At 67.5% G+C, this 13362-nt stretch carries 7 protein-coding genes; all 7 read right to left on the bottom strand.

What is annotated here, in order from left to right; genetic code table 11:
- Nucleotides 1–4: 4 nt before the first annotated feature.
- The 7 genes from ACFYM2_RS06085 to ACFYM2_RS06055 all read right to left on the bottom strand — a co-directional run bounded on the left by ACFYM2_RS06085 (nt 5) and on the right by ACFYM2_RS06055 (nt 12846).
- Entirely contained in the window at nt 5–2149 is a 2145-nt protein-coding gene (locus ACFYM2_RS06085; protein ID WP_388833740.1) for a hypothetical protein, read from the bottom strand.
- A gap of 792 nt (nt 2150–2941) precedes the next feature.
- On the bottom strand, nt 2942–5599 hold the full coding sequence (locus tag ACFYM2_RS06080) for a hypothetical protein (protein ID WP_388833737.1): 2658 nt from the start codon (nt 5597–5599) through the stop codon (nt 2942–2944).
- A complete protein-coding gene (locus ACFYM2_RS06075) occupies nt 5596–7086 on the bottom strand; it encodes a hypothetical protein (RefSeq protein ID WP_388833734.1) in 1491 nt (496 codons plus the stop codon). Before ACFYM2_RS06075 ends, ACFYM2_RS06080 begins: the two co-directional genes overlap by 4 nt.
- Nucleotides 7087–7606: 520 nt before the next feature.
- The gene (locus ACFYM2_RS06070) at nt 7607–8944 is read right to left on the bottom strand and encodes a hypothetical protein (RefSeq protein WP_388833731.1); all 1338 of its coding nucleotides are present in this window, start codon (nt 8942–8944) and stop codon (nt 7607–7609) included.
- A gap of 1 nt (nt 8945) precedes the next feature.
- Nucleotides 8946–10721, bottom strand: a complete 1776-nt coding sequence (locus ACFYM2_RS06065; RefSeq protein ID WP_388833728.1) for an Hsp70 family protein — start codon at nt 10719–10721, stop codon at nt 8946–8948.
- Nucleotides 10718–11941, bottom strand: coding sequence for a hypothetical protein (locus ACFYM2_RS06060; RefSeq protein ID WP_388833725.1), 1224 nt, complete (start codon nt 11939–11941; stop codon nt 10718–10720). Before ACFYM2_RS06060 ends, ACFYM2_RS06065 begins: the two co-directional genes overlap by 4 nt.
- Nucleotides 11938–12846 (bottom strand): hypothetical protein, encoded by a 909-nt coding sequence (locus ACFYM2_RS06055; protein ID WP_388833723.1) that lies wholly within the window; start codon nt 12844–12846, stop codon nt 11938–11940. Before ACFYM2_RS06055 ends, ACFYM2_RS06060 begins: the two co-directional genes overlap by 4 nt.
- Nucleotides 12847–13362: the final 516 nt, after the last annotated feature.

The raw sequence follows: 13362 nt of genomic DNA, 5'->3' as shown, positions 1-13362 counted from the left end.
CCCCTCACCACAGATGATCGGCTTCGCCCAGCCCGAAAAGAGCCAGCGGATGCGTCGGGTCGTACTTGCGAACCGCCCGTACGTCGGAGTGGGCGGCGGCGATGTCGCCCTCGGAGAGGCGTCGACGGGCGCGTCCGGCGTAGGCCTCGGCGACTGCCCTGTCGAGTCCGCTCCGGTCCTCGGCGTCTCGTGGACACCGGCGGACGAGCCGTATGGCCTCGTCGTAGTCCTCGTTCCGGCACAACAGTCCGACGAGGTGGGCCAGGAGCGCGGCCTGTTCGTCGGCGACACCCGGGAGGACTTCGTAGGTGCGGGCGACGGCGATCACGTCGAGCGCGTGCCGCAGCTCGTCCTCGTCGGACACGTCGACCGGAAACGCTCGTTCGCAGAGTCCGTTCGCGACGGCCTCCTTGGGCCCCCGCCCCGGAGCGCAGTCGTCCGAGCCCGGCTCCAGGAGGCCGCGGGCCTCCCTCATCAGACCCATAGCCTCGGCGCGGGCGCCGGTCAGGGCTACATCGAGGGAGCGCTCGTACAGAGCCGTTGCCAAGGCCTTGCGGACGGGCCGGAGGGTCGCGTCACGGTCAAGGATCCTGCGCAGCTCCGTGATGGCACGTGTGAGCACGGACACGGGCTGTTTCTGGAGGAGGTCTTCGGCCCACCGGGTGTCGGATTCGTTCAGCGCTGCGACGACGGATTCGTTCGAAGGATCCAGCTCGTACGCCTGAGCGAAGCGGGCACGTGCCCTGTCCTGGTCCCCCTGCTGCTGGGCCTGCCGGCCCAGGTGCACGCACCCGACAGCCAGGTTCCGCTTCAGTTCCTCGTCTTCCGGTGCCAGGTCGAGGGCGCGCTGGAGAAGGCCGGCATACGCCTGCCAGTCCGGCCTGACACGGTTCTGCACCAGAGCGAGTCCGGCCTGCCGGCCTGCCCGGGCGATCTCCTCCTCATGGAGGGTGAGCGAGGCGCCGGCGCCCGCCGCGTCCTCGAAGTCCCGCACGGCTTCGGACCAGCGCTTGGCCTTCAGATGGTCGCGTGCCCGGGCGACCAGTGCCGCGCCGAGGATGCGCTGAGGGCCGTGCGGAGGCCCGGCGTCTCCCGGGGCCCGGGGTTCCGTCGCCGTCCCGGCCTCGAGTGCCGCGATGACCTGGTCGAACCTGCCAGTCTCCAGGAGCATCGTGTAGCGCCCCTCGGGTGACATCAGATCGCGGAGCCGAGCGCCGCTCGCCGCACCCGAGCGGCCCGCGTCCGACACCCAGCCGTCGACCTCCTCGGCCAGGGCCTTCCATGGGGCTCCGGCCGACCGCAGGAGGCCGAGGAAGCCGGGGCCGAAAGCGAGGTCGCCGCCGGCTTGAACGGGCCATCCGCAGTCCGTCGTGGCCAGGACCCCGGCCAGGCAACGGGCAGCGGCGAGCTCGACATCCCAGGCCAGCTCCAGGCTGTCCACCACCGGCCGTTGCGCAGCCCTGTCGTCGTCCCGCAGGACCTGGCGGATACGCTCGGCGACCTGGTCCGAGGCGTCCTTCCGCTCGGCGGGCGTCCATGGGTGCCCGGAGCGCCGTGCCAGTTCCTGCCAGTAAGAGGCGGAGTGCAGAACCATCGCCCAGCAGGCCATGGCCTGCCGTACGGACGCCAGACGCCTCCGCCTGTCCGTCTCGGTGTCGTCCGCGAAGACCCGGAGAGCCTCGACGGCCAGGGCGTGCACGACCACGGTGTCTACCGGTTTCGCCAGCCAGTCCTCGTACCGGACTTGCCACGCCTCGGCGTGCCGACCCGCACGGCTCAGCCCCCGGGCTCTCCAGGGGCGCAGCCACTCGTACAGCGCCGGGAACGACGAGGACGCCGTGTCAGGCACCGGGGCACTCAGCCGTTCCAGGTCCACGCCGGCGAGCGTCACGGACGCGCGGAACAGCGCAAGCGCCTTGCGCCGCTCCGGAGCGAACGCCTCGAGCACGTCGGTCTGTTCACCGAAGCCCACGGTATGTTCCGGGGCGAGGCACGCCAGCAGTGCCTGCGCTGTGGCCGACTTCGCAGCGCCGGCCCATGGAGCGAGCGCCTCTGCGGCGGCCTTGACACGGCCGGCCAGAATCGCCGCATGCACCAGGTTGTGCACTGCCACATCGAGGCACGGGCCGCAGCGGGAGACCTCGTCCATGCTTTCGGCGCCGTGCGCCGCGCAGAACCAGCGGGAGCACTGGCCACACCGGTTGTCGGCAGGTGAGGTGCAGTCGTCGTTGTGGCAGGGCTCGGTCGACTCGGGCGGACGGGCACCGACGGTTCCTGAAGGAACCAGCGACCGGATGTACCAGTCACAGCACTCCGTCCAGTTGCCGGCGCGAGCCGCGAGTGCCCCGCGCAAGGCAGCGTGGCGGGCGTCGATCACCGCGTGGCCGGTGTCGGCATCGCGTTCCAACAGCCGCAGATGGCTGACGGCAAGCGCGAAGTTTCCGTGGGCGTAGGCGGCAACGGCCCGCTCGAACGCAGCGGATGGCCTCTCGGCCGTTCCCCCGTTTACCCCGCCCTCGTTCGGCGCGGAGTGTGACACCACCGTTCCCCTCCGGTTTTGCCGTCGGCACGGACGCCGTCGCCCAAGGCCCCCTGTTGACTCTGCATATGCCTGTGCAGCATAGAGTCTCAGGTGGCGTCCTCGAACAACTGCCGCATCAACTCCGTCTGGAAAAGGCCCACTTCGGCCCGGACTTCCATCAGTCCGCAGATGGCCCGCCGAGGCGATGTCGGGCACCGGTGAGAGATCTCGCTGGCTGAGACAAGCGCCGACCGGCACGAGTTCCGACGGCGCAGTGGCGAGCGGTACGGGCGGCGGAGTGCGATCGCGCCTGCCCGCCTTGCGCAGCGGCGTGACGGTGGGACGAGGTCGACCGAGGGAAATCAGCCGCTCGACGGTCCGTCACCGGTGGCGTCACGGCACTGATCGCTTCCCTCCCCGTCACGTGTCGAATGTGAACAGGCGACTGACCAAATCCGGGTAACTGAGGCCTGCTTCGGCGAGAATCTTCCTGAGAGCTTCCGGCGGGCCCTTCTGCAGCGGGGCCGGGGAACCGACGCGGCCGGGTACCGCGGAAAGGTCGCCGCCGCTGAACCGTGATTCCGGTGTGGCGGGGAGTCGTACCTGGTAGGTACGCCAGACGCGTGCCGGGGGATTCAGCAGGACCAGGTAGGGGTCCGCCCATGCCATGAAGGCCCAGCGGTTCTTGCTGCGGGCCCGTACAAGCACGCCGTCGGCGTGGTGCCGCCCGAGTCGTTCGGCGGCCTTGGCCACGACCGGAAGCGGATTGCCGAAGGAGCCCGTGATCTCCCAGAGCCCGTCCTCGCACACGACCGACCAGCCGGCCGCGGTGAGCCCCTCGATCGCCTCCGCGTAGGGGTCGTCCTCCTGCGCCAGCGCGATGAGTCCGTCCACCTCGCTCCAGGGCGCGACGCGGGCGAGCGCCCGCTCCGGCGGGATCATCAGGTCCTCCGCCTCGGCGGGCTCGGCACGCGCGATCATCGTCTTGCTGCCGTGCCAGGCGCGGGCCGCCAGTACGTCGTGCTCGGCGCCGCCGGTGAAGGTGGCGTCCTGGGCGAGCAGTGTCATCACCACGGCCGCCACCGCGTCCAGCCGTCGCCGGGTCTCGGGCGGATCATCGTGGTCCGCCTCGGCCGTCAGGTCTTCGGAACCGAGTGCTTCGAGGAGGCGGCTGAGCCCGTCGCGCCAGCTCTGGTCCTGCTCGTCCCAGACTCCGGCGGCCAGGAGCTGGACGTACAGGTCGGCCACGAGCAGCCGGACCGGAACCGGTGCTGCGGCTGAATCGTCAGGGCCCGTGAGCGCCGCGACCCAGCGCTGGGCCCAGGCGCGGAAACGGGCACGCTGCGCCGGCGCGACGTACGGGGCGACCGGCACGCTCGTGGTGGGGAGGTCCACCTCCTCCGTCTCGTCCTCGTGCTCTTCGTCGTCCTCCTCCCGCACGCCAAGAGTGACCGCCGACACGATCCACCGCGACGACGGTGCCTGCGGCAGGTCGAGCGGCGAGGTGCCGAACGCCAGATCCGTCAACGGTGCCCCGATCATCCGGCGGCAGCCGGCGAGGTAGGCGTCCCAGCGGTCGACGCCGCTCGATGTCACCGAGCCCGCTGTCGTCTCTCCCGCCGGGCTCACCCGGGGAGCGGACGTTCCGGCGGTGAGTTCGCGCAGGCGCAGCAGATCGGCTTCGAAACGGCGTGCGGCACGCTCGTCGGCGAACAGGGTCTGCACCGTGTAGTCGTATCTCAGCCGGGGACCGCTGTCGGCGCTGTGGCGCCGTGCGCAGTGCACGGGGCTGTAGACGAAGACGACGGCGGATTCGGCAGTGGTGCCGTCAGGACGAGCGCACGTGGCGCGAACCGCCGCACCAGGAACCTCGGGCAGCGGGAAGGAGCAGGCCGCCGCCCCCGCCGGAATGGTTCCGGTCCGTGTCCAGGAACCCGGTGAACCGTCCGGAGACGTGCTGATCACCACGGGCAGGGGCTGGGGGTGCGCCAGAGAGACGTGCAGGCCTTCGCTGTCCGCCTTCGCGCCCAGCAGGACGAGCGTGTGACCGGTGGACTGGAAGGGCCGGATGGTGCGGCCCGTCAGGCTCGCGAGTGAGGTGACGCGCCCCTGTTCGGGAAGCAGCGGCGCGGTGTCGGCGGCGAGTACGGCGAGCTCGCAGTTGCCGCCGTCCCGGGTGCTGGTGCACAGCGCGGCGCGGGTCAGATTCGGGCTCCCGGTGAGAGCGTATCGGCGGCCGTCGGCCTGCCACTCGACGAACTTGCCGTGCCGCATGCGAGTCTCCTCGAGAAAACGGATCTGCGCGTCGAAGCCGCCGAGTGCCCTTTTGATCGCTCCGGCGTCATAGCTGGACCAGCGAGGCTGGAGCCCGAGGATGGTGCGGCGGGGTGTCAGACGGCCGACCAGCTCGCTGAGGGCATGACTGGCCTCGTCGACGAACGGGGCGTACGCGTGCAGTTCGTCGACAGGACCGAGCGGCAGTTGGTCCAGCAGACTCTCCTTGAGATTGTGCAGAAGCCGGGCACCGGATTCCGGTCCGGCCGGGGCGTTGACATGCCGTTCGGTCAGAAGGGCAGCCAGTTCCGCCAGATGACTCGCCGACCAGGGGGCCAGTTCCACGGCGGAGGGCAGTGCGTCCAACCAGTCGGCGAGGTCGGCCAGGAGGGCGTGGGAGTCGTCGTCCTCGGTCTCCACCACCGTCCACAGCTCGTCGTTGGCGCCCCAGCCGGACAGCGTCGGGTTCCCCGAACCCACGGCGAGCCGGCAGGCGTGTTCTCCGACCAGAAGGACGACCTTGGGGTGGAACGCACGCTGGCAGGAGGCCAGACCGTGCAGATAACTGTGGCCGGCCATGCGCACATCGACCGGGTCGTACAGCCCTTGGGCAGCATCACCGATCACCGCGGTGCGCGCACCCAGGCCACGGGCGACGGGTATGGCGACCTTCTCCAGGAAGGGGAGATCGACTGTGAAACCGAGGAAGAGCGCTTCGTGCAGCGCCTGCTGATCGCTGCGTTCGCTCCACTCTCTCAGCAGCGTGACGGGGGATGCGAACCGGGTGTGCTGTGCCGCGCTCATGGGTTTGTCTCCAGGATCCGCCGTCCCTCCGCGGTGACGGTGTGGCAGTTGTCGCGGACCGCGAAAAGCCCCAGCTGCGCTGCCAGGGAGCCCAGTTGGGGGATGCGCGTGCCGATGTCGGAGTCTCCTTCGTCTCCGGTCTTGAAATAACGCTCGTTGCGAAGGTGCAGACGGGAGAAGATCTTCAGCCCGCCGGTCGCGGGGTCGGTGCGCAGCTTGGCGAGGGCGACTCTGCGGGACTGGGCGAGCATGTCGTCCACCAGTCGAGCGGCCAGGTCGCGGACCGGCCGGTCGGCGTAGTCGTCGATGAGGCCGTCGACCCACGTCGGGTCGAGGAACTCGGCCCAGCGCCGCTGACGGCCCAGGAAGACGGCCCGTACGTCGTCCGGCAGATGACCCTCCCGGGAGCGCAGCGCACCTACCATCAGGAGCAGCACATTGGTCATCGGAGCATCGGCACCCTGCGTCAGAAGTTGCCGTTCGACCGGCAACAACTGACCTGCCGCGTTCTTGAGCGGAGGCAGGTCGTCCAGGACCCGCCGTACATTCGCATCCGGGGCCTGTTGCGCCAGCCAGCCGCGCAGTTCCTCGGCCGACCGGTCGGCCTCGCCGTCCTTGGAGCCGACACCGGCCACCAGTGCCGCCCACAGCCGACGCCAGGCGCCGACGGAGTAATGACGCAGCAGCACTCCCCGCCAACCGGCCGTCTCGGGAATCGCCGCCAGAACGGGATCCGTTGTCGCCTCGCCACCGAAGGCCACCGCGGAGCGCAGCGTCTCCTGATACCCGTCGCCCTCATGACCGTGGAGATCGATCGCCCGACCGAGGATACGGAGGGTCGCACGCCGAGTGCGGTCGGCCGTCTCCCAGTCCCTCTGCGCGTGGGTTCCTCCACCGTGAGTTGCGGTCAGCACGTCCGTCAGCCATTCCCGCTCGGCCGGACACGGGACGCCAAGAGCCGCCTGCCCTGCTGTCTCCAGGTCGGTGAAGGACACGACGTCCCGCGCCGTGAGAGACAGCAGAGGGGCGAAGAGCTCCTTGACTGCTGGAGGGCACGGGTGCCGGCCGGGTCTGAGCACTCCGTCCCGGACGTCCACGGTGCCGAGCACCGTGGCAGGTCCGCCGTACTGGTCCCAAAAACCCCAGCGGCGGGGTGAATACGACTGGCTCAGCTGCTCCTCATCGGCGGCTCGCGCGAGTTCCAGTTCCTCTGTGCAGAAACGCCGCACCCGATCGACCCCGTGGGCAAGCCACGCCGGATCTGCCTCTGTGTGGTGCTGGAGCGCCGCCAGCAGGACTTCGCTGCGGCGGACCGCCCGGCGGCACGCGCTGATGTCCCACGCGTTCCGTTCCGCGTGCGCCGCGATCGCCGCATACAGCGAGTGGTAACGGATGTAGCGGGTCACCGTGGACACTCCGGGAACCAACCGGTCCACCGCCCGCATCACCGGGCCCTCCACCGCCAGGGGATAGCGCCCGGATCGCACGCCCAATCCCTCGAGTGCCCATGCCGGCCCACGGACATCCGCTGTCACTTGCCACTCCTTGTCGGCTGCCGGAGCGTTGCATCGGCAGAAACTACCTGACCCTGCTTCAGGGTAGGTGCTGATTTCGGACGAGAGGCCAGTACGGTCGACTGGATTATGGAAGGCGCCAGGACACGCCCGATCCACCCTCAAGGCGGTCCACGACTGGACTTTCCGCAACGCCCGGGTTAAGTGTGGCGCTGGCGCAGGCGCCCGCTGTACCAACCCCCTGGGGCAGCGCCGACAGACAGCGCATCAACGGACTCCCCCGGTGTTCTCCCCACCAGGGCGGCTGCGAGTTCCCAGAGCACATGAGGTCTGGCCGAGTTGGTGCGGCGCCATCGGGACGGCACTGGTCCTGCTCCGGAGTGCGCCGCCTATTATCACCGATCTGGGGCCGTGGGCCGCGAGGCCCGACGCCAAGGAACTGCGCCTCGAACGCTCTGACATCGAGGCCTGCCTCAGGCGCCGGTAACCGGGGTCAGAAGGCTCGCAGCCTCTCGATGTGATGTCTCTGTTCTTTTTCGTCCTGTTCGATGTGCACACTGACAAGCACTCTTTGACCGTCCGGCTTGTAGTAGATGCGGCCAAGTCGCCCGATTCCCGCGATGCCCGTCGCCAATTCCGTCACCTCAAACCAGCCACGCATTTCCGAAAGTTCATTCCCGGCAAGGCGCCCAGAGTCGATTTCAGCAAGTGCTTTCATCGTGGACGCTGGCGAGTCGAGGTTGGCGATCACATCGACTGCATCGAGAACGAACTCGAGGCGGCTGAACGCCCGAGGCAGGAAGTCAATGGCACCCCCGCGCCGAGGCCGTTGCGCGGTCGCGGCGCGAAGTCGTTCCGTCTCCAGGCCCTCAAGTTCTGACACTCTCCCAAGGAGTGCGTCTACCTGCACTGCCAAGTTGTCAGCGCGTGCTCCGCTTTCTGCCGCTTCCGAGTCGGCCGCTCGCACACGCTCCAGCAGCAAGGAGTTCTCGGCAAGAGCGAGTTCTCGAAGTTCCTCGGCGTCAGCGAGGTTCTTCACCAGTTCCGCCGTGTCAGCCATGCCTCCCAGGCCTTGTCGAAGCACGGCGAGTTGCTCTTGCAGATCTGAATGACGGCGTTCTGCGAGGGCAACGGCTTCTCGGTATCGATGCTCGCTCGCTTCCGCGTTCGCAAGAACGTGACGGAGCTGCGCGACCTCACGCTCAGCCGCCTCGCCCTTGCATGTCGCGACGTACAGTTGGTTGAGCAGCTCCTCGATCCGAGCCTCGGCATCAGCAAGGCGAGCTGTGGTCGGATTCGTGACTGGCACCGTCGGCGCGAGAGACGACGGCGGTGCGATGACATCCCCGACGAGCGCAAGTGCTTCGGCCTGGCTGCCCTTGAACCGAAGGCGCGCGAACCAGTCGTAGAAGGTGCCGTTATCTGCTGGACGATGGCTGACGTCCCAGCGCTGGATGCTGAGACCCGCGTCCTCAAGCGCTGACACCAAGCTGCTGGCAACGTGCTCCGACGCGTTGAAGACGACGGTATGCCCGTACTGGTTGGATTCGAGGTGCCACTCGATGTCGAAACCGCTGGTCTTCTCCAGCGGTTTACCGGTAATGGGAGCGTACGGAACCTCTGCTCCGATAAACAGGAACCGATCGCAGTCCGCGAGTTCCCAGCTCGTTCCGTCCAAGTCGATGAGATCACCCTGCCGGAGTGGGTAGACGGAGCCCGCATACGCGACGCCCGCGTATCCATCGGGAGTCAGACGAATCGGACGGCGGACTCCAGACTCGACTTCCGTTCCGTGGTCAAGCACTCGCACGTGTGCCTTGGCGCTCGCCATGTCACGCCGTTCCGCATCGACACTCCGGGTGCCCCCACTGGCGCTTGCAGGCGGCACACGGCTTGTAGTAAAGGTGTTCCCGCAACTGGGCCTCTGTCGCACCGTCGCGCACGTGCCGGGTGAAGGCCCTTGCATTGTGCCGATACAGCACGTCGCCGGGAACGGTCGCCTGGTCCTTGTCCCTCGCCACATTCGCACGGACGACCAGTCCCGCCTGTGGCACGACCACGGACTCCTCAGGTGCTTTTGGGTGCGCGGCTGCACCTCCGGGCATAGCGGAAGCCGGGAGGCCAAGACCGAACTCCAGGTCGCAGTACGACGCCGTGACTCGATCGTGCTTCTGGCTTGATGACGCCTCGACCGACAACACCAAGTCGTCGTCGAGAACGACCTTCAGCTCGAGGCGCTCGTGCAGTGGCGGCGCGGTCTCGTCGACGCCGAGTGTGATCATTCCCAGCGACGTTCGCCGCTCGCTCGCCTGCGGGTGTGATGACAACGCGGTCGGAGTGGCGATCGGAAATTTCGCCTTCCCATCCGTCGGATCCGCGCAGTACAGGTGGAGGGTTTCGTGCTTGACGTCTCCACCGAGAGGCATTTCAGTGCCCGCAGCGAGGAGTGGCATCAACGACCCACGGGCGAGCTCGAGTTCGATGGGCTTCGCCAGTCGGAGCCTCTGCCTGTCATGCGCGATCCACGCAGCTCCTTGTGAGATCAACGTGGCACTGTTCGTCGGCACCTCAACTCGGTCCGGACCGAACAGCTCGTGCAGCCGGCTCCGAATCGCGGGCATGGCCGCCATGCCACCGACCACTACGACCAGCGAGACCTGCCCGGGCGCCATCGACAAGCTGCCGAGCAGCGACTCGATCTCATCAATACCTGCCGTCACGAGCGGCCGCGTGATCTCCTCCAGCTCCTGACGAGTGAGCCGGTACTGCAACGTGGCACCTGATTGGAAGTAACTTGGCCGGTAGAACGTCACGTCAACACGGTCAGCCGAGAGCTCGATCTTGTTGCGCTCCGCGTCCTGGAGGAGCCGGAGCTCGGCCTCAGGGATCGCAAGGTCGTCGTCAGTGGCACTTCCGCGAGCCCGAGCGCGCTTCACGACCTCGTCGCGAATTACCTTGTCGAACTCGTCGCCGCCGACCTGGGTCGAGCCACCGTTACGAAGTTGTCGAACCTGGTCTTCGTCGACTCGGCAGAGAGTCAGGTCCAGCGTTCCGCCGCCCCAGTCGACAACCAGGACGTTTCGTCGTGCAAGCCGCCGTGCCATCTCTTCTGGGTCGGTTGCTCCCCGGATGAACCCGTACAGGGCGGCGAGCGGCTCGTGGACGAACTGGGCTATACGCATCCCGGCCCCGGCGAACGCCTCTCGCAGCGCCGCGCGGCGGTGCCCATTCATGGTCACGGGGATCGTGACCACAGCGTTGTCGAGGCTGCCGAGCACCTTCCGCTGCGGACTGCGCAGGGACTCCGACCGGACGTGCCGCACGACGTCCGCAACGATGTCCACAGGGCTCCGGTCGACGCCTCCGACTGCGATCGCCTCCTCGCCGAGGAGGAACTTCGGCGATTTCACCGTGTTGCCGTGCACCCCAATGCCCGCGGCACCCAACGCGTCCTTGGCATCGCGGCCGACGACTACCTGCTCGCCCTCGTACCGGACGATCGAGGGATGTGGCCGGCCAGTCTCGACGTCCATCACGTCGATCACGCGGTCACCAACTACCACCGAAACGAGGCTATTGGTCGTTCCGAAGTCGAACCCGACGATCACGCGAAGCCTCCAGCCGCGTCCTTCAGCTGCTCGACCTCACGCGTGAGGGCAAGCAGAGAACGGTCGAGGAACTCCTCCGCGACGTCGGGCGCACCGTTCCGGAGTGCGTGCAGACCATCGGTAAGCAGATCGATCTCACCCCCGAGACGCCGGATGATGCGCGTTCGCAGCGTTTCGTAGTCGTCCGCCATATGGCTCTTGTCGACCACTCTGTTATCGCGCTCGGCCGCGAGCTCCTTCTGCAGTCGCACCACGTCGGCAGAGAACGCGTCGGCGCGAGCCAGCGCAGATTGCTCACGCTCCTCGACGGTCGAAAGCTCATTGCGGAGCCGAGTCTCGCGATTCCGAGCAGCGGCAGCCTCACTCTCGAGATGTGTGACCTGCCGTTCCAAGCGGGCGATCCGGGCGAGGTAGTTCGCGCCGACGATCCCGAGCACCTTGTGATCGCTGCTTGCCCCGACCTGGCTGGCGGCTCGCTCCAGCCCTGCTGCCTCCGGGGCCTCGTACCTCCAGAGGGAGTCGTACGACGCATCGATGAACTGATCCAGGGTCCACTCACGTTGGAGTGCGCGGAGGAGTCCGTAGCACGCGATCGCATGTCTGACGAGGCGCTCACTGTCTGCGGCTTTGAACTGCTTCGGGGCCGCTCCAAGTTCGTCGGCGACCCGCTGAGCCGCGGCACGCACGTGTTCGATCGAGAGCTGCGGATCCTTGCGGGGATCGACCAGCTGGCCCACCCTGCCCCCGAACACCGGGCTGTGGCCCAGTGCGACTACCGCGAGGTCAACGAGCCGGTTCAACGCCGGTGTGAGGCCACCGTCCTCGGCGCGCTTGAGCGGGACCCCTTGGCGCGCCGCGTACTGAAGCAGCTTGAACGGGGCCGACAACGTTGGGTCTGTCGGCGCGAGAGACTCGACCAGCGCACTCTGTGACGCGATGCCCTCATCGGTAATCGCCAGCTTCTTGAGGTCCTCCCTCGAGATCTCAAGCAGTCGAGCGTTCGACTCGTAGGCGAACGTCAGCAACTCCTCGATCGAGGTAATGATCGGCTTCGGTTTCGTCTTGGACTTGGCCCGCTGTGTCCCCTTCTCCGCAGCGGGTGCCGCTGACGCATTGTCAGTAGGCGCGGCCGAGCCGGTGCCATCGCCGGTAGCGGTAGCCGATGCGGGGTCGCTCGGCCCCGACTCCGCGCCGGGCTCTGGAATGGTCTCGTTGCTCAACGTCCTACCTCTTGCAATCGGGTCCGAAATCCTGCGTACCAGGCGCCGGTCTCCTTGGAGTGCCTGAGCGCCTCGCCGTGTCGTGATGCACCATCGATGTCTCCCACAGCGAGCAGCGCCTCAGCCGCGATGAGTCGGACCTTGAATTGGTCCTGGGGCCGGAGCTCGCCCAGCGAGGGCAGTAGCTGGGTGACCATGGATGACTGTGTCCCGTCCAAAGCCGTCGCACCGAGGTCCAGGAGGTCCTCGGTAACGGAGTCGCTCAAGGCCCGATCGAAGCTTCCGTGCGACCGGTCGGCCAGGCTTGTCGTGACGAATGCGCCGCCTGCGAGGAGGGATCGGAACCGCGCCGCGACATCGGAGACACGGTGGCTGTTGGTCTTGCGCACCGCAAGTTCGAACTGGTTGTAGTGCAACGCGACCAACCCGCAGATCGCCTCCGCTGCGGGGCGGTCGAAGGTCGACAGCAGAGAGACCGCACTGTTGTACCGCTGCTCGTAGATCGTCGCGCCCGACGCATCTACCCGGCCGGGGTCCTCAACCGCTTCACGCGCGAGTACGCCGTACAGGTATGCCGCCACACCTTCGCGGTAACGGCGGGCCGTCACCCCTCGGCCGGCACGCATGATGAAGGTGTCGATTGCGTTGAGACTCAACTCGCGGCTGGAGATGAGCTTCTCCAAGGCCTGGTCGACGAGGCAGAGGTCCTCTTCCTCGGCAAGGCAGAAATCGAACTCAAGCGTCCGCTCCAGCGGGCCATTGGAGACGGCCACTGTCTGGACGCCGACCTTCACCGACGCGAGGAAGCCGGCGGCTTCAGATGTGGAGGTTTCGCGGCCGTTGACGGTGATGGATTCGACATCCGATGTCACCCAATCGGCGGAGCTGCTGGAGCTCGTGACCATCAAGCGCGTGCGCCCGCACTCTCGTCCCCTGAAGAGGAGGATCGGCCGCTTGGACGCATGACCGTCGAAGCGGTGTGCTCGGCGGGCGCGCTCGGACGAGAAGACGAGTTCACACTCAGCGCAGGGAAACCGAGGGGGCTTTGGCGGGGCTGGCGGTCCGGCCGATTCGAGTCCGGTCGGCTCATGGAACTCCATGTAGCCGGTGTGCCAGAACCCCACGTACCCCCCTGTCACTTGCTGATCCGCGTCCCCTACACCTTCGGAAGGCTAGTCCGAGCGCACGAACTTTGCGAGGTCGCCGGTTGAGTGAGACCGACCTGTGATGGGCTGTCATGTCGCGATTGTGTGGGTGTAGATGCCGGTGCGAGGCCCCTGCACCGTCACAACGGCCGATGATCCGCGGGTACCTGGCCAGCCAGTCCGATGCGATGTGCTTGCTGGTGCGGTCCTGCTAGTCCGGCCGGAAGGCGTACGCGTCTGCCGGGATGTGGGCGGCTTCCATCAGCAGCAGTTTCT

The organism is Streptomyces sp. NPDC006711, assembly GCF_042869775.1.
Lineage (GTDB): Bacteria > Actinomycetota > Actinomycetes > Streptomycetales > Streptomycetaceae > Streptomyces.
Note: the sequence above shows the minus strand (reverse complement) of the source record. Positions and strands in the feature narration are given on the sequence as shown.

Coding starts and splice junctions, on each gene's coding strand:
- ACFYM2_RS06085 (WP_388833740.1), bottom strand. CDS start 2,149: ATGGACGAGGTCTCCCGCTGCGGCCCGTGCCTCGATGTGGCAGTGCAC.
- ACFYM2_RS06080 (WP_388833737.1), bottom strand. CDS start 5,599: ATGAGCGCGGCACAGCACACCCGGTTCGCATCCCCCGTCACGCTGCTG.
- ACFYM2_RS06070 (WP_388833731.1), bottom strand. CDS start 8,944: ATGGCGAGCGCCAAGGCACACGTGCGAGTGCTTGACCACGGAACGGAA.
- ACFYM2_RS06055 (WP_388833723.1), bottom strand. CDS start 12,846: ATGGTCACGAGCTCCAGCAGCTCCGCCGATTGGGTGACATCGGATGTC.